At 51.1% G+C, this 26137-nt stretch carries 21 protein-coding genes and 3 tRNA genes; 4 read left to right on the top strand and 20 right to left on the bottom strand.

Annotated features, from left to right (window positions below):
- Positions 1–38 precede the first annotated feature (38 nt).
- The 3 genes from C7E00_RS11555 to C7E00_RS11565 form a co-directional block, all read right to left on the bottom strand.
- Positions 39–1829: a Na+/H+ antiporter NhaC family protein gene (locus tag C7E00_RS11555; RefSeq protein ID WP_105304412.1), complete on the bottom strand. Its 1791-nt coding sequence runs from the start codon at positions 1827–1829 to the stop codon at positions 39–41.
- Between the two features lie 404 nt (positions 1830–2233).
- A complete protein-coding gene (locus C7E00_RS11560; RefSeq protein ID WP_105304413.1) occupies positions 2234–4093 on the bottom strand; it encodes a [FeFe] hydrogenase, group A in 1860 nt (619 codons plus the stop codon).
- A 195-nt stretch (positions 4094–4288) separates the two neighbouring features.
- A tRNA-Gly gene (locus tag C7E00_RS11565) sits at positions 4289–4362 on the bottom strand.
- Positions 4363–4431: 69 nt separating this feature from the next.
- Here C7E00_RS11565 and C7E00_RS11570 point away from each other — a divergent pair.
- Entirely contained in the window at positions 4432–5514 is a 1083-nt protein-coding gene (locus tag C7E00_RS11570) for an A/G-specific adenine glycosylase (RefSeq protein WP_105304949.1), read from the top strand.
- Here C7E00_RS11570 and C7E00_RS11575 read toward each other — a convergent pair.
- The 3 genes from C7E00_RS11575 to C7E00_RS11585 form a co-directional block, all read right to left on the bottom strand.
- Complete coding sequence (locus C7E00_RS11575; RefSeq protein ID WP_105304414.1) at positions 5511–8012, bottom strand: DUF262 domain-containing protein; 2502 nt, start codon at positions 8010–8012, stop codon at positions 5511–5513. The two genes, C7E00_RS11570 and C7E00_RS11575, sit on opposite strands and share 4 nt — an antisense overlap.
- A gap of 417 nt (positions 8013–8429) precedes the next feature.
- Positions 8430–8771: a hypothetical protein gene (locus C7E00_RS11580; RefSeq protein WP_105302609.1), complete on the bottom strand. Its 342-nt coding sequence runs from the start codon at positions 8769–8771 to the stop codon at positions 8430–8432.
- Positions 8771–10099: an IS30 family transposase gene (locus C7E00_RS11585; RefSeq protein ID WP_105304415.1), complete on the bottom strand. Its 1329-nt coding sequence runs from the start codon at positions 10097–10099 to the stop codon at positions 8771–8773. Before C7E00_RS11585 ends, C7E00_RS11580 begins: the two co-directional genes overlap by 1 nt.
- Before the next feature lie 234 nt (positions 10100–10333).
- Here C7E00_RS11585 and C7E00_RS11590 point away from each other — a divergent pair.
- Together C7E00_RS11590 and C7E00_RS11595 are read left to right on the top strand one after the other, a co-directional pair.
- A tRNA-Glu gene (locus C7E00_RS11590) sits at positions 10334–10410 on the top strand.
- A gap of 9 nt (positions 10411–10419) precedes the next feature.
- A tRNA-Trp gene (locus C7E00_RS11595) sits at positions 10420–10490 on the top strand.
- A 146-nt stretch (positions 10491–10636) separates the two neighbouring features.
- Here the strand turns inward: C7E00_RS11595 and C7E00_RS11600 are convergent.
- The 13 genes from C7E00_RS11600 to pheA form a co-directional block, all read right to left on the bottom strand.
- The gene (locus C7E00_RS11600; RefSeq protein WP_105304416.1) at positions 10637–12496 is read right to left on the bottom strand and encodes a PTS sucrose transporter subunit IIABC; all 1860 of its coding nucleotides are present in this window, start codon (positions 12494–12496) and stop codon (positions 10637–10639) included.
- Positions 12497–12522: 26 nt separating this feature from the next.
- Positions 12523–13359 (bottom strand): HAD family hydrolase, encoded by an 837-nt coding sequence (locus C7E00_RS11605; RefSeq protein ID WP_105304417.1) that lies wholly within the window; start codon positions 13357–13359, stop codon positions 12523–12525.
- A gap of 200 nt (positions 13360–13559) precedes the next feature.
- Positions 13560–15722 carry a bifunctional metallophosphatase/5'-nucleotidase gene (locus tag C7E00_RS11610; protein WP_105304418.1) on the bottom strand — a complete coding sequence of 721 codons (2163 nt, stop codon included), beginning with the start codon at positions 15720–15722 and terminating at the stop codon, positions 13560–13562.
- 167 nt (positions 15723–15889) lie between these two features.
- Entirely contained in the window at positions 15890–16411 is a 522-nt protein-coding gene (locus C7E00_RS11615; RefSeq protein WP_105304419.1) for a Gx transporter family protein, read from the bottom strand.
- On the bottom strand, positions 16408–16761 hold the full coding sequence (locus C7E00_RS11620) for a NusG domain II-containing protein (protein ID WP_105304420.1): 354 nt from the start codon (positions 16759–16761) through the stop codon (positions 16408–16410). The genes C7E00_RS11615 and C7E00_RS11620 overlap by 4 nt, the downstream gene beginning before the upstream one ends.
- A 57-nt stretch (positions 16762–16818) precedes the next feature.
- Entirely contained in the window at positions 16819–17265 is a 447-nt protein-coding gene (locus C7E00_RS11625; protein ID WP_105304421.1) for a type II 3-dehydroquinate dehydratase, read from the bottom strand.
- Positions 17262–18107 carry a prephenate dehydrogenase gene (locus C7E00_RS11630; RefSeq protein WP_105304422.1) on the bottom strand — a complete coding sequence of 282 codons (846 nt, stop codon included), beginning with the start codon at positions 18105–18107 and terminating at the stop codon, positions 17262–17264. The genes C7E00_RS11625 and C7E00_RS11630 overlap by 4 nt, the downstream gene beginning before the upstream one ends.
- Complete coding sequence (gene aroA / locus C7E00_RS11635; RefSeq protein ID WP_105304423.1) at positions 18104–19372, bottom strand: 3-phosphoshikimate 1-carboxyvinyltransferase; 1269 nt, start codon at positions 19370–19372, stop codon at positions 18104–18106. The genes C7E00_RS11630 and aroA overlap by 4 nt, the downstream gene beginning before the upstream one ends.
- On the bottom strand, positions 19369–20391 hold the full coding sequence (gene aroF, locus C7E00_RS11640; RefSeq protein ID WP_105304424.1) for a 3-deoxy-7-phosphoheptulonate synthase: 1023 nt from the start codon (positions 20389–20391) through the stop codon (positions 19369–19371). The genes aroA and aroF overlap by 4 nt, the downstream gene beginning before the upstream one ends.
- Positions 20388–21635, bottom strand: a complete 1248-nt coding sequence (locus C7E00_RS11645; protein ID WP_105304425.1) for a shikimate kinase — start codon at positions 21633–21635, stop codon at positions 20388–20390. Before C7E00_RS11645 ends, aroF begins: the two co-directional genes overlap by 4 nt.
- Positions 21632–22735: a chorismate synthase gene (gene aroC, locus C7E00_RS11650; protein ID WP_105304426.1), complete on the bottom strand. Its 1104-nt coding sequence runs from the start codon at positions 22733–22735 to the stop codon at positions 21632–21634. Before aroC ends, C7E00_RS11645 begins: the two co-directional genes overlap by 4 nt.
- Positions 22732–23736 (bottom strand): 3-dehydroquinate synthase, encoded by a 1005-nt coding sequence (gene aroB, locus C7E00_RS11655; RefSeq protein WP_105304427.1) that lies wholly within the window; start codon positions 23734–23736, stop codon positions 22732–22734. Before aroB ends, aroC begins: the two co-directional genes overlap by 4 nt.
- Before the next feature lie 234 nt (positions 23737–23970).
- A complete protein-coding gene (pheA, locus tag C7E00_RS11660) occupies positions 23971–24804 on the bottom strand; it encodes a prephenate dehydratase (RefSeq protein WP_105304428.1) in 834 nt (277 codons plus the stop codon).
- Between the two features lie 38 nt (positions 24805–24842).
- On the opposite strand from pheA, the gene C7E00_RS11665 reads away from it, so the two are divergent.
- Positions 24843–25370, top strand: a complete 528-nt coding sequence (locus C7E00_RS11665; RefSeq protein ID WP_105304429.1) for a hypothetical protein — start codon at positions 24843–24845, stop codon at positions 25368–25370.
- Positions 25371–25372: 2 nt separating this feature from the next.
- On the opposite strand, the gene C7E00_RS11670 is transcribed toward C7E00_RS11665, so the two are convergent.
- On the bottom strand, positions 25373–26125 hold the full coding sequence (locus C7E00_RS11670; protein WP_167836576.1) for a TPM domain-containing protein: 753 nt from the start codon (positions 26123–26125) through the stop codon (positions 25373–25375).
- Positions 26126–26137: the final 12 nt, after the last annotated feature.

Genomic DNA, 26137 nt, shown 5'->3' on the forward strand with positions numbered 1-26137 from the left:
TCAGAGTATAGCATGAGAGAGGCAGAGAACAAATGCGATTATGCGGCAGTCCGGGCAGGACGCAGTCTTCTTCTGCGCAGCAGCGAAGCATTGCGGGCAGCAGCGGGCTTCATGCCAGGCACCTGTCCGAACGCATTCAGAATCAGATAGAAGCACAGGCTGCCAAGCAGGATCGAAGCCCATGCAGGAACGCCGAAGGTTGAAGGCAGAATCCCGGCAATCACAGATACTGCAGCCGTCGTCAGCGCATACGGAAGCTGCGTCTTCACATGATCGAAGTTGTCGCAGCCGGCACCCTGCGAAGAGAGAATCGTGCAGTCGGTGATCGGCGAGCAGTGATCCCCGAAAATACAGCCGGTCAGAGAGCAGCCGATGCATAACGGCAGATAGCTTGCCGTAAGCGCCGGATTCTGTGCCACCATCGATGCCGCAATCGGAACCGCCATCGGCAGGGCGATGAACATGCAGCCAAAGGAACCGACCGCAAACGACACAGCACAGCAGGAGAGGAACAGGAATGCAGGAACAAGCTGCCATGGCATATTTCCTGAGATCACCCCTACGGCGTAATAAACCGTTCCGAGATCCTTGACCACCCCGGACAAAGCCCAGGCAGTTGTCAGAATGACAGCCGTCGGAAGAATCTGCGCACAGCCGGAAATGAAGGCGTCGATCGCTTCCTTCAGCGTGAATGCATGGCTTATGATTCCCATGAACACAGCCACCGCGGTGCCGAGCATCGTTGCCTCAAAGATCAGGAATACCGTATCCGCCTGGCCGAATGCAGTTGAGAGATTCTGCATCGTAAACGGTGCGTTCTCGGCCAGAAGGCCGGCTTTCACAGCGTTTGCTCTGCCAGTCACGTAGAACATGATCAGTGCATATACAAACAGGACTACCAGCGGAACTACTGCATTCCGGACTTTTCCTTCTGTTTTCTTCCCGGTGCTCTGCTTCTTCTGCTCTGCTTCATAAATCTCGGAATCCCTGCGCAGCGGCTGACCGTTTCTTGCCCTGGTCTCTGCTTCCAGCATCGGCCCGAACTCTCTTCCGGTCAGAGAAGACTCCAGAATGAAGATCAGGCAGAAGATGCAGTAGAAACAGAACGGAATTGCCTGCAGGAACAGCTGATATCCTGACAGATTCAGCTGTGCATTTTCAAGTCCCTGATTGATGACCGACACTTCTACAGCAACCCAGCTTGAGATGATGGCAATGCCGGATACCGGTGCCGCGGTGGAATCCACAATATATGCAAGCTTCTCCCGGGAGACATTCAGCTTATCGGTGATCGGCTTCATGACCGGCCCGACGATCAGGGAATTCGCATAGTCATCGAAGAACACGATGACGCCGAGCAGTTCGCCGACCAGGCTCGCCTTGCGGGCACTGTTCACCTTACGGACCATCTTCTCCGCCATCTGCTCGAAGCCGCCGCTTCTGCGGATCACTTCCACCATGCCTCCGATCGCCAGGCACGAAATCAGCACTGCCACATTATTGCGATCAGCAATCGTATTCACGATCCGCGTGCAGGTTTCGTCGAGAATCAGATACGGAGCTTCTTTCTGAAGACACATCCACATCATGACCCCGCTCACAAGACCTGCCAGCAGAGAAAGAATCACATCCTGGAAACAGAATGCAAGCAGAATGGTAATGGCTGCCGGAATGAGGGAAGCCCCGCCGAGGGCTTTGCCGATGGAAGCTGCCGAAGAAAGATCAGCAGTTTCAGCAACAGAGAGTGAAGCAGAAATACCAGCAATGACAAGAACTGCACATACGGCTGCCGCTGCAGCCTTCCTGAGACGAACCGGGTGAGAATCCATACTGTGATCAAGCGCTCCTTACTGCGCAATATGTCACCATTCTTCTGACTTTTACTGTCGAGCCGATCCTGTATCTTTTCACGGCTCCCCTATTCGATCAGGAGCATGCTTCCATGTCTGCGGCTATCACAAACACATTGATAACAATAGCACCTTGCTGTCCTACTTCAAGATGAAACTTTTGCGAATTTTTCGCCTTTCTGAATCGCCCTCACTTCTGTAAATAAAGCCCATGATCAAGCCGTATTCAGCAGGTCATAATCCGATCAAATTCATCAAGAACTTCAGAAAACAGCAGAATCCGGAAGAAGACAGACACCTGGAAGCAGGCATACATGGATCCGAAACAGGGCACAGAAAACCCGCAGCTATCTATGCCACGGGTTCCTGCTCATTCTTTCAATTCAGATTTCCACGAAGACCTCAGCACCCTGGTGGCAAATCGGGCATTCTTCCGGAGGAGTTACTCCCTCACAGACATATCCGCATACTCTGCACTTCCAGGTCTTCATCAGATCAAAGACTTCTGCACCCTGGTGGCAGACCGGGCATTCTTCCGGAGGAGTTACTCCCTCACAGACATATCCGCATACTCTGCACTTCCAGGTTTTCATCAGATCAAAGACTTCTGCACCCTGATGGCAGACCGGGCATTCTTCCGGAGGAGTTACTCCCTCACAGACATATCCGCATACTCTGCACTTCCAGGTCTTCATCAGATCAAAGACTTCTGCACCCTGATGGCAGACCGGGCACTCTCTCGGAGGCTGTTCTCCCTCATAGATATAGCCGCAGATCCGGCACTTCCACTTTCTGACCTTGGCTCCTGGTTCTGTGACTTCCTCATAATCACTTTCATGCTTCCTGGTTGCCTTCAGCTTCCGATAGGAATCAGCGCTCTCTCCGAGATCCTGTTCTCTGGAGTGATAAGTCGTATGAAGCATCTTTTCCGCAAGATCAGAGAGCGGTTTCCCATAGAAGGACTCATACAGCTCATTCAGCTCCTGGTTCCTGGTGCTGACCTTCTCATCCATTGCGGCATCTTTCTGAAACAGGCCTTCGATCCGTTTTTTTCTTGCTTCATCAGCCGTTTCCAGATGCTTCGGCTGACCTCCGCCGCCAATACAGCCGCCCGGGCAGGTCATGACTTCGATGAAATCAAAGTCCTCCAGCTTCTGTTCTTCCAGGAAACGGCGGACATTTGCCGTTCCGTAAATCACTGCAGCACGCAGGCAGAGAGACTCTGTAAGCTGTACTTCAGCAGTCCGGATGCCTTCATACCCGCGCAGTGCGGAAAGATGCAGCAGCTCTTTCGGTGCCGGCTTGTGATTCAGGTATTCATATGCCGCTCTCAAGGCTGCTTCCATGACGCCGCCGGTCGCTCCGAAGATCACGCCGGCACCGCTCTTCTCAGACATCAGGGAATCGTAATCCGACTCCTCAAGAGAGCTGTAATCAATGCCGGATTCCTTCGCCCAGCTGATGAGCTCTCTCGTCGTGATGCAGAGATCCATGTCTCTGAGTGATGGTTCATTCCAGAAAGAAGCAGAATCATTCATTTCTTCTCTGCGGATCTCAAACTTCTTTGCGGTGCATGGGGTCAGGCACACATTCACGATCTTCTTCGGATCGATGCCTCTCTTTTTCGCATACCAGGTCTTGATCGTCGGTCCCTGCATGCCAATCGGACTCTTGGCCGATGAAATATGCGGCAGCAGATCAGGATAATAGGTCTCTGCGAACTTCACCCAGGCCGGACAGCAGGACGTAAACTGCGGCAGCGGAGCACGCTTTTCCGTGACACGGCTGAGCAGTTCCGAAGCTTCTTCCACGATTGTCATATCTGCCGCAAAATCGGTATCCAGCACGATATCAGCCCCCAGCGCGCGAAGCAGCGCAACCATCTTTCCTTCTGAGAAAGTCCCCGGCTTTTCCCCGAATCCCTCTCCCAGAGAAACCCGGACCGATGGCGAAGTAGATACGATGACCAGCTTCTCAGGATCTGCAATCGCCTGCTTCAGCGCAGCAACCTCGCTCTTTTCCGTGATCGAATCCACCGGGCAGACATTCGCGCACTGTCCGCAGTGGATGCAGATCGGCACATCCCCTGTTTTCTGCAGGTCATAATACGTCAGAACCGAGATCTCATCCCGGCATACGTCCCGGCAGTTCCCGCAGCGGATACAAAGTTCCTCACGCCGCTCAATTGATGGATTCTCCGGGTCAATCGGAACCCGGATCTCCGGTGATAGATGTCTAGTCATCCTGATGTCCTCCTCTGTTTATGAGTCTGCCATCTCACCCAGAACGGCAGTACCCTTTTCTCAACTATGATTTCTCAGCGGAAGTTTGTCTACACAAAGATACGATAATCTCCGAGCCCCAGGGCTGTTCAGGAGCAGCCAGAAATGCATGATCATGCACATAAAAACCGCATAGCTCTGCGGTTTTCATATCTATGGAGCACCTGACGGGAATCGGACCCGCGTCTCAACCTTGGGAAGGTCGCATTCTACCATTGAACTACAGATGCATCTTTCAAGTACTTTTTTATATTAACCCACCGGAGGATTTTTCTCAACATGCTGATACAATGTCCGGTATGGAAATCACCCTTGAACAAGCCTTGCGTCTGACCAGCTGGTTTCAGAAAAATCAGCGCATTCTCCCCTGGCGGAATACCGGAAATCCTTATGATGTCTGGCTGAGCGAGATCATGCTGCAGCAGACCAGAGTAGAATTTGTGAAAGAACGCTTCCTGCAATTCCGTAAAAAACTTCCGGATATTGCCTCGCTTGCAGAGTGCGAAGACGATCGGCTGATGAAGCTCTGGGAAGGCATGGGCTATTACAGCCGGGCAAGAAACCTGAAGAAATGTGCTCAGGCAGTCATGCAGGAATATGATGGCGTGCTGCCTGCGGATCCTTGCAAGCTGAGAAAGCTTCCGGGAATCGGCCCGTATACGTCCGGGGCAATCGCCGCCATTGCCTATGGCATTCCGGTACCAGCAGTTGATGGCAATGTGCTGCGGGTGCTGGCAAGACTTTTCTCTGATCCTTCTGATATCCGGAATCCGGAAACCAGAAAGTCTTATGAATCAGTCATTTCAGATTTCTATGAGAACCATCTTTCTGAAGCAGAGAAAGCTGATCCGGCGTTTGTTTCTCATTTCACCCAGGGATTGATGGAACTTGGTGCACTGATCTGTGTTCCGAATGGAGAACCGCATTGCGACAGCTGTCCCTGGAAGCCGTTCTGCACGGCACATCTGGAAAACAGGACGGATGAAATTCCTTACCGGAGTGCTCTGAAAGAGCGGAAAGTAGTAAAGCGCACGCTGTTTGTGATCCGGGATGGCGAACGCTTCCTGCTGAGAAAGCGACCTGCGCATGGACTGCTGGCTGGATTATATGAATTTCCCGGGATGGATGAATGGCTGGACGCCAGTCAGGCAGCCGAAGCTGCCGAGCAGCAGTTCCATGTGATGCCATTGCGGATCAAGCGGCTGCCGGATTCAAAGCATCTCTTCACGCACCTGGAATGGGATATGCGGGCATTTGAGATCCGGATTGCCGATCTGAGCACCCTGAAGGCGGAGAACTGTCTGCTGCTGACAGAAAAGGAACTTGCTGAGACAGCAGTTCCTTCTGCATTCAAGGCAGTCAAAGCCTGGTATTCTCTTTAGTGTCTGAAGCGGGCAAGGATGTTGCTGAAGAAGCCATTGCCGCTCTTCTCTGCTTCCTTGACCTGCGGAGTTACTTTCTGTGGCTTGATATCCATCTTATCCGCCATGGTCTGCCGGCGATAGCTCTTCTTCTTTTTCGGCTGGCTGTTTCCGGAATGTTCCTGGTTCTTCTGCTCAGCCTGTTTCGGCTGAGTTTTCTGGTTATGGGAGCCGGAGTGATTCTGATGGTTCTGATAATTCTGTTTCTGATCAGAAGAATCGTTCTTTCTGCTCTGATTCTGGTTATGGTGAGGATCAGCCTTCTTCTTCGGCGGGTTCTGATTCGGCTTCTTGGCGGAAGACTTGTGTTCCGGATTCTTTTTCTGTTCTGACGGCTTTGCTTTGTTCGGCTTGTTTCCGGAATGATTGTTCTTCCGGTGATTCTGCTGCTTCATTGCAGGTGCTTTTGCGTCAGTCTTTTCAGCCGGCTTAGCTTCCGGAAGCGGGCTGCCGTTTTCTCTCGTCCACATAGCAGTATTGTCGCCGCCCCTGTGGAGCAGAAACTGTGCTGCGGTATTCAGATCATGGAAGCGGTAGTTCTTTTCGAACTGGATTCTTCCGGTCTCGGTTTCGCCGAGAATTCCTTTCTCCGTCATGTCCCGGAACAAAGAGCGCATGGACTTCATTTCCTGAGGTCCGTATGCCTTCATGGTTGTCCCGGCGAGAATTTCAATGCACTGCGGGTTCACATAGAGGGCCCGCGCATTGACTGTCGGAGCAGTGAGTATGATCACGTTATCATTTTTTGTCATTTCGATTGATGCCTTTCCTGGTTCATAAGGGTAAATTGCGATGATCTGATCTGCCATCTCATCGCAGCGCTGCAGAATGTCTCTGACGGTCCATGTATCCTTCTTCAGAAGCTCCGTATTCATGCGGATGTGGAGGGTTTTCGAAAGAACGGACTTCTTGAATGCGAAATCCTGATTGCCCATCCGGGTATTGTCATACTCCGCGCAGAGCGTAAGGTTGCCGATCAGATTTGCATAGAAGGCATATTCTTCTTCATCCCGGGCGCCGCTGTGCTGCTTCCACCACGCATCTGGATGCTGGGGCATGATGTGCTCGATATTCAAGGCAGAAGTATCCACTTCAGCCGTAGCCTCGTAGTGCTCGATCCGCTCCAGAACCGGGCGGATGCACATCAGTGAATAAGCATTAACTTCTCTCAGGCAGCTGCGCAGCTGGCTGTCAGTCGGCATTGCCAGAGCCTTTCCGCGGTTGTTGTTGACGAGAAATACACGAGTGATCTCCATGAGATTCTGATGCGTCTTCTGCCAGCTGTTGAGAACAGAACGAAGCAGCTGCGGGAAATACCGGCTGAGCGAACCGCTGTCCATTCCGCAAAGAGACCGTCTCATCAGATACGTATCCAGCAGACGGATCAGATCCATCAGCGTCTTCAGATCAAGCTTTCCTTCGTCATGAAGACTGAACATGCCCATCAGGAACGGAGCCGGAACCCTGGTTTCATTCCTGCGGAAATTCTTCAGCACTGCTTCCAGCTCCGGTTCCTCGGCAGGTCCGTTCACAATGGCATTGTAATACCGGCAGAAGCGATTGATCTCCCGGAGCTTGGTTTCCTTATCTGCTTCCAACGCATTCCAGAAATCCTTGAATCCTTCGTACACATCTCTGCGATTGAGCAGTTCATACGTTCTGGATGCCAGATAATACCGGAAGAATTCTTCCAGCTTATGAGAATCCGGCATCATCTGTTCCAGCGGCTGCCAGTACATGCGGTAATTCCGCTCCTGCACTTCGCTGGTATCATTCATCAGAATATAGTTCCGGATCATATCTGCAGAAGTCAATGGAGCACCCGTGCTATTGATGGACTCGAAGATCTGCTGTGCATTGTCCTGATCGGAAAGCGGAAAAGCCAGGATATCCATTCTTCCCAGCGTATCCAGTATCTCAGCCAGAGAATATTTCTGGGCTGCCTTCTCGATTCTTCCGTAGATATAATCGTAATTCCGGTAGACCGTTGTTTCCTTCTCTTTTTTCGTGAGATCAGTCCAGCTTCCGTAGACAAGCTTGGCATAGACATCATCTTCCGAAACAGCAGGCTTCAGGCGCAGCCGGGCTTCTTTCGAGGCATGGCGGTTATAGAGATAATAGTCATCAATCATCCCTTCAATCTCCGCATCATTCTTCTCCTTGGCCACCCGCTTGAGGCAGAGCAGGAAGATGAAGGAAGTCGTCAGACGCTGCTGGCCATCCACAATCTGAATCTCCTTATACATCGCACCGAGATCAGATTCGGTATAGATCAGAATGCCGAGGAAGTGATTCCGGCTGCGATCCGCAAGCAGATCCTCCAGGTCATCCATGAAATGGGCAGTCTCACCGAAAGGATTCCAGGAATAATTTCTCTGATATACCGGAATCACGAGCTGACTGCCCATCATCGATTTGATAAAGTCAGACATCGTAGTTCTGACTGGCTGTTTGATCATTCTTTCATTCCTTTCAAGGCGAAGTAATCATATCACAGACCCGCCCCGGTGTCTGCGCGGCGTTTCTGCGCTGTCCGGGATCGTTCTGATATGGAAGCAGGGAAAACCAGAATATTGTGATGAAACTTTGGTGAATTGAAAAACTGAACGCAAGTTTTACGAAGTTATCGCAAGCTGTGTGTGACAAGGAATAGTGAGAGACCGGTTCTGAAGTAATTCCGGTCTCTTTTCTATGGATTTTCTGCCTGAAATGATAGGAAAAGTGTTCAAATACGTTACAATTTAAGCGCAGTAAAACCTGCCCTGCTGTGCCGATAAAATTCAGACACGGTCAGCGCAACGGGGAATAATGACGGATGCTCAGCCAGAACCTGCCATGATTTCAGTGCTTAGTGATTGGTGGTGCCGGTCAGATGATTATGAGGGAATCTCATACTTCATCGGTAGAATACGGTTATAAATCTTCTTGTACCGAGGACGTTTCTTCTTTGGATAAACGGAGTAGAAGAGATCATGATCCCTGAGAAACGAGAAGCTGACGTATTCGAGATCGAGAACCTGCGGATCAGGAAGAGGATCTACAAGAGCGAAAAAGCAGCCGCTCTCTCTGTGCCAGCTCATGATGTAAAAGTCGATATGAGCGGTGCAGTCCTGGATGTAGATGCTAACAAGAGATTCCTTCTCGTCTCCAGGCAATTCCTGCGGAGCATTCGTCATTATGACTTTGGTGATCTCAGGAAGGCTTACGGTGTATTTCATTACTCGATGCCTTCCTTTCTTCTGGAGTCACGATAAATTCTGACAAGGGAAGGGTCCAGAATTACATCCTTTCCCTGGATCTGATGAATGCGGAAACACTTTTCCGCAATGTCATCGCCATAGGCAAACGAGAACATTTCATAGGGAGTGTGGTCATTCAGCTTCTTCCTGCGCAGCGAATTTGTATGACTGAACGCAAGATCGAAGAAATCCTGGTCCAGATCATTGAATGAATGTCCCTTCGGAATGATTCTGCGGAAGACGGAATGCGTATTCTCACAGTTAGGCTTCTGGTATGGAGCACCAGGATCGCAGTAGAACACATAGACACCGAACTTCTCAATTTCTGACGGATTGGAAAATTCTGATCCATTATCCAGAAGCCATACAGCTGGCATCACTTTCTGGAATAGTTCCGCACCAAGAGATTCATACAGATGATTGACAATTGATGTAACAGATGCCGAATTGTTATGGTCTCTGAGAAAGGCAATCTGGAAGTCCCAGTTCGCCCATGTAAGTGTCAGAATGCATTTTCCTCCCTTTTTTCCTTCTACGCTGTCACCCTGCAGAACAGAAAAATCCGGGTGTTCTTCCATGAATTTCAGATAGTCTTCATAGGTTCTTCCGATCCGGCACTTCTTGTCAACTTTGACGATCTGTGCCTTTTTACTGCGAGGCTTCATGCGCACGGCACGGGGAAGATCAATCGGTCTTGCGGAGATCAGACCCTGATTGATCAGATTGTAGGCCTGCTTTTCGCTGATGGTGAAAACGTCCGGCTCATCGACAAAGATATGATGGACTGACTGCCCCATTTTCAGACGATCTGATAGAAGAGTATCAATCTCCTTCACCTCGTCCTCGGTCAATGTGAGACCAGAACGAGACTCCTTGCGGATTTCTCTGGCTTTCTTGTCCGCTTGATCGGCATAATACATGTACTTTTTCAGAGGACAGTACTTCTTCTTTATGCACTGATTGCATACATATGGCGGTGAATCCAGCTTCCTGCAGACTTCTTCTCCGTAGCTGCTGCATGCCTGATTGCAGTTCTGTTTTCTGCAATGATTGCATTTCTTGTCTCTGCAGATACCTGACTGACCAGGACAGATTCCGGATATTGAACAATCCCGGCGATGAATACATCTGTTGGTATGTCCGACTCCGTAAGTGTTTACGAGCGTGCGATACTGCTTTACTTCTCTGCCAACAGAAGAAGCAGACATTCCGAGTTCATCAGCTATTTTTGCAAAGGAAAGACCATCAGAGAGATTCTTCTGAAGCGTAATACGCTTATCCAGATCAAAACGACGATAAGCTGCCATAGACAGTTCCTCCAGTTCTATCGTTAGATGGCAGTAATCTGGCTGATATCTAAATGTTAAAGGAAGAACCGTTTCAGATCTACTTAATGCAAGCCCTTTATAACTTCTTGTTCAGACATACTTAATGCAATACTGGGGTTGCGTTAACTTTTACAAGTGAAGGTGATGAAACTTTTCTGTTTTTTCTGTTGTTTTCCGAATTCCGTTATGATAATATACATGAGCAGTCGCTCTGGCGAGTTGGTGAAGCGGCTTAACACACCGCCCTTTCACGGCGGCATTCACGGGTCCGAATCCCGTACTCGTCACCATATGGTTTTAGGGGTGTCGTACAATGGTAGTACATCGGTCTCCAAAACCGCTAATGGGAGTTCGATTCTCTCCACCCCTGCCTTAACTGGAAAAGTCGAACACGATTCAGCGAATGATGTGCGGCTTTCCCCAGATAACACTGTGCCTCGTATGAGGCTTTTTTTTGCGTTCTCAGAAGAAAACAAAGAGGAGGAACCGCATCCCCCGTTCCTCCTCTGTTCGTATTCAGGCTGCTTTCTTCACATCCTTGAACTCAGTGCCATTGGTCAGCACTACAATGACCGTGTCCGGATGGCCGGCTGCCTTGATCTTCTTCCGATCAAACTGGAGCAGTTCCTGACCAGCCTTGACTTTGTCGCCCTGCTTGACGAATGCCTTGAAGCCGTCGCCATTCATATTGACGGTATCCACGCCGACATGGATCAGCACCTCCATACCGGTATCAGATTTGAGACCGACCGCATGATTCGTCGGGAATACCATGACCACTTCGCCGTCAAACGGTGCATAGACCACATCATCACTGACTTCAATTCCGATTGACGGACCCATCGCTTCGCCGGCAAATACTGCATCCGGGATTTCAGATGCCGGAATGATCTTGCCATTGACCGGAGAAAGAACGACACCTGCTTCTGTGGTGATTGCGGTTTCCTTCGGAGCTTCAGCCTTTTCGAACGCTGTCTTTTCAGCCGCTGTGCCTTCTGCTTCGACTGCATCAGCCTCAGCATCTTCTTTCCAGAGGATGTTCGTCAGAACGAATGCCAGGCCTCCGGAAATCGCAAGAAGAATCGTATAGACCAGCGGATTGTTGATCGTGAGATAGCCCGGGATTCCGGTTACGCCATATGCCGTAGCACCGATTCCGGAGAATGCCGCAAACAGCGAGCCGACTGCGCCGGCGATCATAGCCGCGATGAATGGCTTGAAGAGACGCATATTGACACCGAAGATAGCCGGTTCCGTGATTCCTAACGCTGCCGAGAGCGAAGACGGAACTGCAACGGACTTCATCTTTGCATTCCTGGTCTTGAGACCTACTGCCAAGCAGGCACCGAACTGTGCAAAGTTCGCTGCCGAAGCGATCGGCATCCAGGTATTCAGACCGCCGGCTGCCAGCATGCCTGCTTCGATGATGTTATACATATGATGCAGACCCATGACGACCGTCCACGGATACAGCGCCCCCATTGCCGCAGCCCCGAACGGATTCTTGACCAGCACCTGCGCACCGGCAAGCACCCAGTTCTCAAGCTGTGCGAAGATCGGGCCGATGACGATGAACGTCAGCAGGGCCGTGACCAGCACGGTGACCAGCGGAACCACGAAGAGGTCGATCATTTCCGGGACCTTCTTATGGAGCCACTGCTCCAGCCTCGACATGAACCATACCGATATGATGACCGGAATGACATGTCCCTGATAGCCTACCTGACGGACTGAGAGGCCGAACAGATTCCAGGTCGGAATCGCGCCTTCATAGCTTGCGACAGCCCACGCATTCACCAGGTTGGAATGAATCATCAATAGACCGATGACCGCACCCAGATACACGTTGCCGCCGAAGACCTTTGCCGCAGATACTGCAACAATAACCGGCAGATATGCGAACGCGGTATTCGCTACCATATCCAGGAAGTTATACCAGTCGCTTGCCGCAAATCCCGGAATCGCCTTGCCGAGTGCTTCAACAAGACCCATCATGAGACCAGAAGCTACGATCGCCGGCAGAATCGGAACGAATACATCGCCCAGTGCTTTCAGCATCTGCTTCCAGACCGGCATCTGCGCTGCCGCAGCTGCCTTCACGTCTTCTTTGGTCGCCGCTGACAGACCCGTGATATCAAGGAATTCGTCATATACCTTATTGACGGTTCCTGTTCCGATGATCAGCTGAAGCTGACCATTGGAAGAGAAGACTCCCTTGACGCCCTCGACATTTTCGAGTGCTTTGACATCAACCTTGCTGTTATCCACAATTGCAAGGCGAAGCCGTGTTGCGCAATGTGCTGCTGAAGCGATGTTGTCTTTTCCGCCCAGATGGCTGTAAATCTCTTCCGCGCACTTCCGATAATCCAATGCCATACCCTTTACTATTCTCCCCTCGTTGCTTATAATCCGCTTCCGTCCAGAAGCCCGAGTATCTGAAATCCCTTTTCAAGCCCGTCTTCCTCTACAGAAGGAACTACCACATTGCTGATCTTCTTCAGAGCCTCTGCTCCATTCGCCATGCAGACAGATGTTCCCACCGTCTGAATCATGGTCAGATCATTCATCGAATCGCCGAATCCATACGTATCACTCAGCGGTACCTTCAATGCTTCTGCGATCTTACGGATCCCGGTCCCTTTATCAAACGCACGATTGATCAGCTCTCCATTCTGACAGCTCCCATGTGCTCTGACTTCCTGGATCACGAAATCAAATTCATCTCCGAGCATCCGCTTCGGTTCCTCCAGCTGTGATGAATTCTGACACATGATCACAACCTTATATACGGGTGCTCCGTCATATTCTTTCATCGGCCGGATCGAAAGCGACTCTGATAACGCTTTCCGCCACCGTTCGATTTCAGAATTGTCCGCATCCGCATTCTTCAGGAAGTCGCCGAGATTCTCATCTCCATAGGTTGCATTCTTCGCTTCAATCGTGCAGAATACTCCGTTCTTATGAAGTACTTCCAGACTTCTTTTCAACTGTTCATCTGTCATCGGATGATCATAGATCACCTTGTCATCCAGTGTGACATAGCCGCCAGCCGAAGCCACCATGCCGTCAAACGGATACTTCAGTAACGGTTTCAGCATGGCATAGTTCCGTCCTGTGCAGAGAAACACCAGATTTCCGAGATCTCTGGTCCTGCGGATTGCCCGCAAGGCACTCTCTGGCGGAACATTGGATCCAGCCGGAGTCAGAGTCCCGTCAATATCCAGGAAGATTAGTTTCATTCGCTTCCCCCTATTCAATTCAGGCAGACACCGAAGCAGTCTGCCGTTTCTGTTTACCATAATTATACGTTAGGAAGAAAGCCCTTACACTCAGAAAAATTGAATTTCGGTACAGAAATTTCTGATGGCGAAACAAATCGTGAAAAAAAGCAGCGGCAGAGAGAGAAAGTTTTCTCCCCCGCCGCTGCTAGTTCAATGCCTTATTCTTTCCTGCGGCGATCCGCTGCCTGCGCAGCAATCAGAGCGATCAGAAGGATCACCATGCACACGACAGCGATGGTCTGGATCGAATTGCTGGAATTCGTTCCCAGAACAACAGAGCCATCCGCATCCGTTACCGGAACCAGCAGGTCTCCATTTCCATCACGGGAACAGAGCACCGGCGACATATCAGCCTGTGAAACTGCATAGACATTCGCTGCACTCTGCAGGGAAGCCGGAAGCTGATCTTTTGCAATCCGCACACAGTACAGATTATCGGAATTCAGAACTGCTGATGAAGCAGAAAGATCAAAGGCGGCAGTATTCTTTTCCTTGATTCCGAGGTCTGAAGAAGTCAGCGCATTGAGCAGACCGCTGTCTGCGGTTTCAGAAGCAGCGGCTTCTGCATCGGCAATCACTGTGATTCTTCCATCACCATAAGGATTGCTGTAAGTATCAGGAACCTGCTCATTCTCCAGCGACTTGAAGAAGCTGCACATCAGCTCTACATCAATGACATTGTCATCTCCGTTCACGATGGCCTCATCGTTCTGGAACATTGTCATGCCATCGCCGCACTGCGTGTAGTAGTAATCATTGATCACCAGCAGGTATTCCTTTTCCAGATCCAACGGCTCGCCGCCGATCAGCACATTGTTCACGCGGTAGTCGCCGTTCTCATAGGAACCATCTACTCCTAAGAACATTCCCTGGCTGTCTTCCGAGACTTTGCTTTCTTTCGACAGATCGATCTGATAGCTCAGATTTCCGCCGATCATGAAGCCGCCGCATTCTTCCGGAGACTTCCGTGCCCCCATCTCCAGGCAGTCGACAATCTGCTGTCCGGTTGCCTTGATTTCCGTCACATGGGTATACCACGGGAAGACCGTGAGCACGCTGGTATAAGTCACATCTCCTGCCAGGATATCTGCGCGGATTGATCCGCCATTGAGCAAAGACAGATCTGCCGGCTCAAACCCATCCAGATTGCTGGATGCCCAGACATAGCCATCGGTCAGGAAGTCTGCCATATTGCAGTCACGGGTTCTGACCAGCCGCACGCTGCTGTCCGATGGATCATAGATCTTCAGATCATAATCCGTATGTCCGACCACTTCCGCCAGATATGCATACTGATCTTCTACTGCAGAGACTTCCGAAGCCATGTTCTGATAAGCTTCGCTGCTCTTCTCCTCATCCGTGATCGTATCAATCAGATGGCTCTCTGCTGCACTGATCTTTCCATCCGCAACCGTCAGCTTCAGGCAGCCGATATTCTCCAGCTTGGTGCCGGTGCTGGTCAGAAGAACTTCCTCGCCATCTTTGTTCTCAATCTGTTCGCCTGCAATGACGGAATGCGCATGACCGTCCAGGAACACATCGATTCCATCTGTATTCTCGATAATTTCCGGACTGGACCAGCCATCCGTGACACCCTCATCGCCGATATGCCCCATGACGATGACATAATCCGCTTCGGTTCTTGCCTGATCAACCGTCTTCTGAATATAGGCATAGAAGTCTTCCGGAGTATCCGCATTGAACGTGTACTTATACGTCTGTCCGTCATCTTCCATGAAGTACGTCGGAGTTCCCTTGGAGATCGACTCCGGAGTATCCAGACCGACAAACGCGATCTTCACGTCGCTTCCGTCCACTTCAAAGTCCTTTACTTCATAGCCTTTGTCAAAGACGAAGTTTCCATCCATATCTGTGAAATTTGCACAGATATACTCGAGACCAGGATGATTCTTCACTTCATCCAGGAACGTATCCACGCCGAAATCAAACTCATGATTGCCCGGTATGCACAGATCATAGCCAAGCTTCTCCATCAGATCCATGGACGCAGTGCCATCCGACAGCGTGTCGAACACTGCTCCCTGAATGGAATCGCCATTGTCTACCAGAAGAACTCCAGCCGCCTGTGCCTGTGCCTCTGCCCGGACTGCCGCAATGCCGGCATAGCCAAGCGAAGAAGAAGTTCCGGTCAGACCGGCATTGTCCGAAATTCCTCCATGCACATCATTCGTGTAAAGCACGATGATGTCAGAAGAACCGGCACCGATGTCCCCGAAGGTCGTACCTGCCGCCTGCACCGGCTGCAGACATAATCCGAAAGCCGCAGACAGCGCCAGCAGAAAACCAGCAAATCGTTTCATTATCTTTTCCTCCCATACAGAAATCACTGCAGGCAGAACAGATCTCTTCTCCTTTCTCTATGATGTATGTATTTCTGCACTGCAATTCTGTAAGTTCAGTATAGTTCTTTACGCAGAATTTACAATTGTCACATGGAAACAGAAAACGCTATCTGTACAGATAGCGCTCAGTTCGTATGCTTCGGTTTGATTCTCAATGGCTTGATCCGCTTCAGCACCAGTCCGGCAATGTATCCGGTCAGAATTCCAGCCGGAATGGATCCTAAGAAAAGATAAGGAAGCAGCACGGCAATTCCTGGCTGCATATAGAACAGCATGACTACGAACACCTGACCGACGGAATGCGCGATCGACATCAGCACCGACGTGAACATCAGCGAGGAATTCAGCCGGTCCAGAAGAATCAGCACCAGGCTCGAAAGCAGCACGCCGCCCGCACTGATCCAGAACGTGCTCCCGAAAATCGTTCCTCTTAACAGATTTCCAATGACTACCCGCATGATGTTGACGATGATCATATCCTTCACGCCAAGCAGGCGGATCGTGATCAGCGCAACAATATTCGCCAGGCCGATTCTCAGCACGCCGATGATCGGTCCGATATAGATGGACTCCACCAGGTTCAGCACGATCGCCATCGCACTGAGCAGAGCCAGATAGGTGAAATGGCGGTTCTTATCGATCGTCATTGTGCAGCCGACTCCTCCGGATAGATGATGATGTTATTCGGCAGGCAGGTGATCGGAATCGGATCATCCACCGATGCCCAGCCCATGCTTGCGCAGATATGGTTCGGGCATTTCTCATTGATGACTCTCCACCTGCCGTCCTTGACTTCCACCTGCAGTCCGCCAGTATCTCCGTCTACGGTATAAATCGCGTCCACATTCGGATCAAATTCCTGAACGATCGTATTTCCGTGCTGGATCGCGACCTTCGTCCCCGATGATTCTGCGGGAGTATTCCGGTTCAGCACGACCAGTGCAATCAGAGCTCCTGCCGCAATCAGGATCAGTATCCACAGTTCTTTTTTCTTCATAGTGAACGCATTATATCATCTCTCCACAAGGGAAACAATGATCGAGCTTCCCCTGAATCAATGCTCGTTTTCTGCCTTCAGAATCGCATCCATGCCCTCTGCATAGCCTGCCCAGCCATGGCCTTTGATCTGGGTGAGGCAATAAGGAGCCTCATAGGAAATATGGCGGAAATCCTCCCGGCTGCTGATATCGGTGATATGAACCTCTACCACCGGAACCGGTGCAATTGCTTTTACCGCATCTGCCAGCGCAATGCTGGTATGCGTATAAGCACCCGGATTGATCACCACTCCGAGCATATCTCTGAAGTATGCTTCCTGGATCCAGTCCACCAGATCTCCCTCATGATTGGACTGGCGGCAGTCTGCTTCAATGCCTCTTTTCCCGGCTTCTTCTTTCAGAAAGGCAACCAGATCCTCATAGCTCCCTTTCCCATACAGATTCTTTTCCCGGATACCGAGCATATTCAGATTCGGCCCATTCAGAACCATGATCTTCTTCATCTGTCAAAGCACTTCCTTCTCTCGGTAGACTGAATCATCTTCTGCTTCATGCCTTCCGTATCTTCCTCATCAATCATCTTCCGGAACGACTGCAGCTCCCTCTCGAACGCATCAATCTCGGCAATCAGATAATCTTTGTTCAGGATGAACAGCTCCGGCCACATATTCTCATTGATCTTCGCAATCCTGGTCAGATCCCGGAACGAGTCTCCGGTATACTGCGCCAGATGCGTACTGTCATTTGCATTCATCAGGCAGACCGCAATCACATGCGTCAGCTGCGACAGATAGCCGATCATCTGATCATGTTCTTCCGGGCTCAGCACCGCAATATGATGGAACTGCAGAATCTCAGCTAGCTGCTTTGCAGTTTCGATTGCCGATTCCGTATTCTCCTTCGTCGGCACAATCAGGAAATTTGCCTGACGGAAGCGGTTCGCATCACTGTACGCAATTCCTCTGAACTCTCTTCCGGCCATCGGATGGCAGGCGATATACTCCACATCCTTCCGGAGAATCCGATTCACTGCTTCGATGACCTTTCTCTTGACGCCAGTCACATCCGTGATCAGACAACCCGGCTTCAGTTCCTGCTGGTGCTCTTTGATCCACGAAACAAACACATGCGGATAAAGCGCAAAGATCACCAGATCACTTCCCCGTACCAGCGAAGGATCCGTGCTTCCTTCCTCAATCCATTCTTTCTTTCTTGCATACGCAACGGCTTCAGGGTCTGCATCAATGCCTCTCACCCTGTAACCCTCTCTGGCCAGACCTTCCGCGTAGCTGCCGCCCAGCAAACCAAGACCGACAATCGTAATGACCGTATTCTGTGTGATCATAGCTGTTCCACCTTCACGCCAGCTTTCTTCAGATCCTTAAAGAAATCAGGATAGCTCTTGCTGACGGCTTCTGTTCCCTCTATTGTAACCGGAGAATCTGCATTGCATGCAAGAACCGCAAGCGCCATCACGATCCGATGATCATTATGACCATTCAGAACGACACCTCCGGAGATCTTCGTCTTCCCGGAGATCTCAGCAGAGTCTTCCTCACTGTGCATGACTGCTCCGAGCTTCGTCAGTTCTTCTTCCATAGCGTCAATCCGATCGCTTTCCTTGATTCTTAAACGTCCGGCATGAATGAACTTCGTCACTCCTTCTGCCTGCGTCGCTGCGGCAAACAATACCGGTCCGAGATCCGGGCAGTTTTCCAGATCAATCACCGTTCCATGCAGAACAGAAGGTTCAGCGATTACAAGACCATCCATTTCCTTCAGACTTCCGCCCATCTTCCTCAGAATGTCCAGCATCGCATGATCCCCCTGCATGCTCTCCGGATTGATACCATGAATACATACCGGTTTTCCGGAAATCACGCCGAGTGCTTCAAAGAATGCCGCCTGGGAATCATCACCTTCTACCGTGCGCTCTGAAGGACGATAGCGCTGATTTCCGGGAATCCGGATCTCGAGTCCTTCATCATGAATCGTGATTCCGGATCCCTTCAGGATCTGCTCCGTGAGCAGCACATAAGAACGGGACTCATAAGGAGGAATGATCCGGATCACGGAGTCCTTCTCCGCGAGCGGCAGCGTGAACAGCAGGCCGGTGATGAACTGCGAAGAGACATCTCCCTTCAGCACATACTCCCCGCCCGGCACAGGTCCCTGCACCCGCAGGAATTCGTCCTTCTTTTCAAACAGCAGTCCTTTTTCACGGAACAGTTCCTCATAGACGGACTGAGGCCGCTGCATCAGCTTGCCATGCCCGGTGAATGTCACGACCTTTCCGGTCATCGCCGCAAGCGGAATCAGAAACCGCAGCGTGCTGCCCGATTCCCCGCAGTCAAGCACAGATCCCTCATACGAAGACCAGTCTCTGATTCCGGTGATATGAAGTCCGTCTGCCGCTTTCTCAGATCCTGCTCCGAGGGCCTTCAGACACCGCAGCGTCGCTTCGGTATCCTGGTTGTCTGCCACATGATGCAGCATGGAAGTTCCTTCTGCTAATGCAGCAGAGATCAGCACCCGATGCGACAGCGACTTGCTCGCCGGGATTGTCACTTCCCCTTCGGAAGTTCTTCCGGGGAAAATCCTCACTCTCATCGGATGCTTCTCCCGACCGCTTCTGCAACCTTCTTCGCACTAGTTACCAGATGTGCGAACTTTTCCGGTTTCAGAGACTGCGCACCATCTGACATTGCCTGATCCGGATGGTTATGGCATTCGATGATCAGACCATCGCAGCCTGCCGCAATCGCCGCCAGCGATACCGGCTCGATCAGCTTCCAGTCGCCGGAAGAATGAGATGGATCAATTACGATCGGAAGATGCGTCCTCTCCCGGAGAATCGGCACCACGGCAAGATCCATCGTATTGCGCGTGTACTTCTCATACGTGCGGATGCCGCGCTCGCAGAAGATGACATTCGGGTTGCCGCCGGACATGATGTACTCTGCACTCATGATCCATTCCTCGATCGTTGCCGACATGCCACGCTTCAGCAGTACCGGCTTCTTCGTATGTCCGACTGCCTTGAGCAGATCGAAGTTCTGCATGTTTCTGGCACCGATCTGCAGCACATCCACATATTCGACGAATTCATCGAGCTTATCTGCAGACATGATTTCCGAGACAATCGGCATTCCATTCTTCTGTCCTGCTTCATAGAGATCCAGGATGCCTTCATGGCCGAGACCCTGGAAGGAATACGGAGACGTACGCGGCTTATAAGCCCCGCCCCTCAGCACTTTCGCTCCTGCTTCATGGACTTCTTCGGCAATCTCTTCGACTTCCTTTTTTCCTTCGACTGCGCATGGTCCTGCCATCAGCACGATCGGCTGTCCGTTTCCGATCCTGATGCCATGGCCCAGATCCACAATCGTATCCTGAGGATGGAACATGCGGTTGGCAAGCTTGTAAGGAGCCTGCACACGCTGCACATTCTCAACCCATTCATTTGCCTGGATCAGACGTTCATCCAGTCTTGTCGTATCTCCAACCAATCCCCATACATTCCAGTTTTCTCCCTGGATGATGTTGACCTGCAGTCCTCTGTCTTCGAACTGCTTATGCAGCTTATCAATTTCTCCCTGCGGTGCGTTCTTCTTCAGGGTGATGATCATAATGTTTCCTCCATTGCCTTTCTGATCTGTTTCAAAGTATCTCCGACCGAGCCTGAATTCTCAATTCTGACATCTGCATAGCGTTCATAATAAGGTCTTCGTTCTTGATAGAGCGACAGAATATGTTCCCGATCAGAAGAAAGCGGGCGATCGCTCGATCCGTACAGCAGATCCACAGGACGGTCCAGCCAGAGAATCAGTCCATTCTCGGCTAATGCCTGCATGTTTTCCTTCCGCTTGATGACTCCGCCTCCGCAGGAGATCACACTCCCCATAGCTTCTTTCAGCGAATAGCAGAGACTGCTTTCGAGATCTCGGAAATACGTCTCTCCGCGTTCCTGGAAGCAGGTGCAGATCTTCATGCCCATCTCTGCTTCAATCACTTCATCCATCTCGATCCGCTTCTTTCCGGTTTCTTCGGCCAGCAGTTCTGCAATCGTCGTCTTGCCGGAAGTCGGCATGCCGATGAGCACGACGCTTCTTCTCTGATCATACAGAGACTTCATGCATGCAAGGATCTCTGCTTCCGGAATATGCTTGTCTGCAAACCAGCGATCAGCAGCTGCCGCCTGGCGGACGAGCATCTCGAAACCCCCGCAGGTCACGCATCCCTTCAGCTTCGCTTCAAACAGGAACTTCGTCCGCAGCGGATTGGCAATCACATCCACGGCATACTTCAGATGGTCAAATACCGAAGGATCCGCCGGCATCAGTTCATCATGCGGCTTCATGCCAAGCGGAGTCGCATTGATCAGGCACGCATACTCCGAGGCATGATCAAGCAGTTCCTGCATCGTGATGGATCCGGGACTGTGCTTGCGGCTCGTCACGCAGAAGTCTGCGCCAAGCTGCTTCAGTGCACACCGGATCGCCTTGGATACTCCCCCATCGCCGATCACGGCAGTCTTTCCGTTCTTCACATCAATGCCATGAGCCATGATCATATCCCGGAAGCCTTCGACATCCGTATTGTGACCGATCAGCCTGCCGTTCTGATTCACGATGGTATTCACTGCTCCGGCTTCCTGTGCAAGCGGATCAAGCTCATCCAGATACGGAATGACTTTCTGTTTGTAAGGGATGGTCACATTCAGACCATCGAATTCTTTCTTTTCCAGAAACGGTCCGAGTTCTTCTTCCTTCAGCTCGATCAGCGAATAGCAGTCCTGCTTCAGAAAGAAGGAATGAATTTCCGGTGACCAGGAATGACCAAGCGGATAGCCAATCAGTCCGAGTTTCATCATTCTTCTCCTTTCAGCCACTGCCGGCCATGGGCCGATGCAAGCATATCGGCCAGCGTGATGGCAGTCATTGCATCCACGACCGCTCTTGCCCGATGGATAATTGCCGGATCATGTCTTCCGTGAATCTCAATTTCCGTATTCTCCATCGTTCTGAAATTCACGGTTTCCTGCTTTCTTGCGATCGAAGGCGTCGGCTTGATCACCGTCCGGAAGCGGATCGGCATGCCATTGGTGATACCACCGTTGATACCGCCATTATGGTTGGTCTTCGTCACGACCTTTCCTTCTCTGATCTCAAAGGCATCATTTGCCTGGCTGCCATAGAGTTCTGCAAATCGGAAACCTTCTCCGAATTCCACGCCCTTGACAGCAGGAATGGAGAACATCGCTGCAGACAGATCACTCTCCGCAGAACAAAACTCCGGCTCGCCGATGCCTGCCTCCATGCCGAGGACCACCGTCTCGAGAATGCCGCCGACTGAATCAAGCGACTCTGCAGCCTTGCGGATCTCCTGCTGCATCTTCTCTCCGGTTGCTTCATTCAGTACCGCAAAGGCTCTGCCGTTCAGAAGTTCCATCTGTTCCTTCAGAGATCCTTCTGAAAACGAATCATCTTCAATGCCATGGAGCGAAGCAATATGGGTTGCGATCAGAATGCCGTGACCTGCCAGCATCTGTCTCAGGATCGAGCCCGCTGCCACAATCGGTGCCGTCAGCCTGCCGCTGAAATGACCGCCCCCTCTGGTGTCCTGGAAGCCGTGATAACGCATCTCTGCGGTATAGTCCGCATGTCCCGGACGAGCAAGATTCTCGAGCGCCGAATAGTCTTTCGAACGGACATTCGTATTGGCAATCAGAATTGCCAGCGGTGTTCCTTCCGTAACTCCGTCTTTCACTCCTGAAAGAAACTGCACTTCGTCTGCTTCATGTCTGCCTGTGGAAATCGCACCGACCGCTCTACGCTTGTCCATGTCCTGCTTCAGCTGCTCTTCATCAATGCGGAAGCCGGAAGGAAGTCCATCGATCACGCATCCGATTGCCGGCCCATGTGATTCTCCGAACAGCGTAACGGTCACTTCATTGCCGAATGTATTCTTCATAGTCCGATTCCCTCCCGGATCTCTTCCTGATTCCATTTCTCGAGATGGCCTTTGCCGAGCTCATCGACCTGAACGATCGTGATCGTATCATGATCTGCTTTCTTGTCATTCTGCACGAGCTGACAGATTTCCTCACGATCTGCATCGCAGGACTGCGGCAGATTCAGCCGGGTGAGCACTGCTGATAATCTCTGCTTCAGTTCTGGATTTTTCAGAATCGTCATCATGCCCATGCCGACACATTCCCCATGCAGATAGCGGTTCATCTCGTAGTAGCTTTCATATGCATGTCCGTAGGTATGTCCGAAGTTCAGCAGCATCCGTTCGCCGTTTTCTTCTTCGTCGTGTTCCACGACCTTGCGCTTGACTTCCAGGGAGCGATAGATGATTTCATCGAGGTGATCCATATAATCATCGTGTTCAAACAGAGCAAACAGTCCAGGATCATGCGTCATGCCCATCTTCACTGCTTCGGCCATGCCTTCCGACAGAAGCCGCGGGCTAAGCGACGAAAGTACCTCCGGATCTGCCAGCACCACCGACGGCTGCCAGAATGCACCGACGCAGTTCTTGATGCCATCGAGATCCACTGCCGTCTTCCCGCCGATCGAGCTGTCAACGATCGACAGCATCGTCGTCGGAATATTCACCCAGCGGATTCCTCTCTTATAGGAAGCTGCGCAGAATCCGGCCAGATCTCCGACTACTCCGCCGCCCAGTGCAATCACGACATCCTTTCTGGACACATTCTCTTCCAGCATCCTGGAAAGAATCCCGGACCACTGGGCGATGCTCTTGGACTCCTCGCCATGCGGCACCACGATCATAGGCGATTGCGGATACTGCTGCTGCAGCAGGTTCCGCCATTTCTCCGGAACCCCGGTATCGCTGATCAGCACCGGCTGTCCGCATTCGCCGATCACTTCCTTCGCCCTTGCAAGAACCCCATGTTCCAGAATAATCGGATAATTTCTCTGTCTGGTATGTACTTCAATCTCCATCGTTCGATCTCCCCTGAAAAGAAAAACCACAGGACATTATCCTGTGGCTCAGATCGCTGTGTTCTCTTTACCATTCAGATAATGCCTTCACGCAAAACGGGCCATTATCTGAATGACCCTGACTATCTAAAGGTAAAGTAATAGTAACCGTGCATCGTTCTCATAAATATACCGGGAATATTTTACCTCTCCCGAAGCAGGATGTAAAGAGCTGAAAATCAAATGAAAATTATTTCAATATTGTGAATCTGCTGCCCGGTAGCACCCGAGAATCTTCAGATCCAGACTGTGTTCCTTCAGTTTCAGCAGTGCCGTTTTCACAAACGGATCATTGCGATTGCCCTGGAAATCCAGATAGAACCGGTAATGGAAAGGCTCCGAAGGAATCGGCCGCGACTCCAGCTTCGTCACGTTGATATCCGCATAGCTCAGAATCCCGAGCGCATGATATAGCGCACCCGGCTCATGATTCACCGTCAGGATAATCGAGATTTTCGTGCCATCCTCCGGTTCTTCATGAATCGCGCTCATGAGCAGGAATCTCGTCATGTTCGTATGGCTGTCCTGCACATCTTTCTGCAAGGATACCAGCTGATAGTATTCCGCCGCCCGGCACGAACCAAGGGCAGCCTTGGAATGATCGCCGCACTCTGCCACATGATGAACAGCTGCAGAAGTATCCTGCCAGGCAATTGCCTGAATTCCCGGATGAGCTTCAAAGAACCCGCTGCACTGGCTCAGTGCTTCCGGATGGCTGTATACTTCCCGGATCTCTTCGATCTTCGTTCCCGGAACCGCAATCAGATCCTCTCTGATCGGAACAACGGTCTCTCCGACCGCATGAACGTCATGGCTCTGAAACAAGTCATACGTTCTCGCAATGACGCCGGTCGTCGTATTCTCCACCGGCAGCATCCCGTAGTCGAGCACGCCTTTCTCGCAATCTGCGAGAATCTCCGGGAAGCTGCGGTACCCGCAAAGCTCGATGTCTCTTCCTGCAAAATATTTCATCACAGCGATCTCGCTGAACGTTCCGTGATTCCCCTGATACCCGACTCTGACTGTCATTGTGCATCTCCTGTTTCTGAAGCTGGTATAATTCTAATATGCGCCGCAAGTCCGTTCAAGAATCGATCCTTTCGCTCAGCCGCTGGCTTGTGCCGGTCCTGTTCGTGCTGCCATTTCTGCCGGATCGTTTCATTTCCTTCAACTATACCGGGCTCATCAATGATCTCCGATACCGTTCTCTGTTCTTTCTGTGCGAAGTTCCTTGCGGCATCATCGAATTCCTGCTGCTGTATCAGGCGGGTTCAGGCCTCATTCCTCACTGGGGAAGACAATGTCTCTTTTCTCTCTGCCTGATGGTCCTGATGGTATTCACCCCATATCAGAAAGAGGAGAGCACGCTCTCCTCGCTTCATCTGATGCTGGCATGGTGTTTCATGATCCTGCTGAACTGGATGCTTTATCAGACAGGATGGGATCATCCGAAGATCCGCATGCCTTACCTCATCGGGTCCTTTCTTGCCGCAATGATTTCCCTGACAAGCAATTCCATTTGCGGGCTGGCAGAGGTTATTTATGCATGCATGGTAAATCACTGCCTCAGGATCCTTGTCCTGGAACGAACCTGAATTCAGAACTTCCCGCTTCGGACCGTACTTCCATGAGACGTTCCCGAAGAGTCTGAGTTCCGGGAAGGCTTTTCGATCTTCCGCCGGGATACCGTCGTATTCACAAACTGATCCGACTGTCCTCTGAGCGCCAGACTGCCGGCACAATAAGCAGCTGCTGAACGATTCATGGCAACCGACTTCATGCGTTGCTTCAGGATCAGGCAGACTCCGAGGGAGATTCCTGCAGAAATCGCAAAGATCAGAAGAATTCCTGTCCAGAGCGGACGTTTCACCGGATGATTCTCTGAAGCCAGGCTCAGATAGCGATCGCACTCCGAGAGATAATCATTGAATCCCGATGCCCACTGGTCCTCCTTCAGATCATCCAGAAACTTCGCTTCCAGCTGATCCAGTCCATAGGAGGTAAATGCATAGTCTGCTTTCGGACCATTCGTCAGCAATGCATATTCCCTCTCCTCCATGCTCAGCAGGAGCAGAATTCCATTCCGATCTGTTCCTTCTCCCAGACCATAACGCTCATGATAGAGCTCATCCGCCATTTCCTCGACTTCGCCGCCTGAAAGGGAAGGCAGCGTCACAATATAAACTCCGAACTGATAGCGTTCCGAGATGTTTCCGGCATAGTCTTCAAGGGAAGCCAGCTGGGTTTCGCTCAGAATGCCGGCCTCATCGAAGACATGCATGCCTGCAGCCGGAAGCGGCAGAATCAGGAATACGAATCCTGCCAGAATCATCATCAGCATCTTCTTCATCTGCATCGCCTC

Source organism: Anaerolactibacter massiliensis (genome assembly GCF_900290205.1).
In the GTDB taxonomy this organism is placed as follows: domain Bacteria; phylum Bacillota_I; class Bacilli_A; order Erysipelotrichales; family Erysipelotrichaceae; genus Bulleidia; species Bulleidia intestinalis.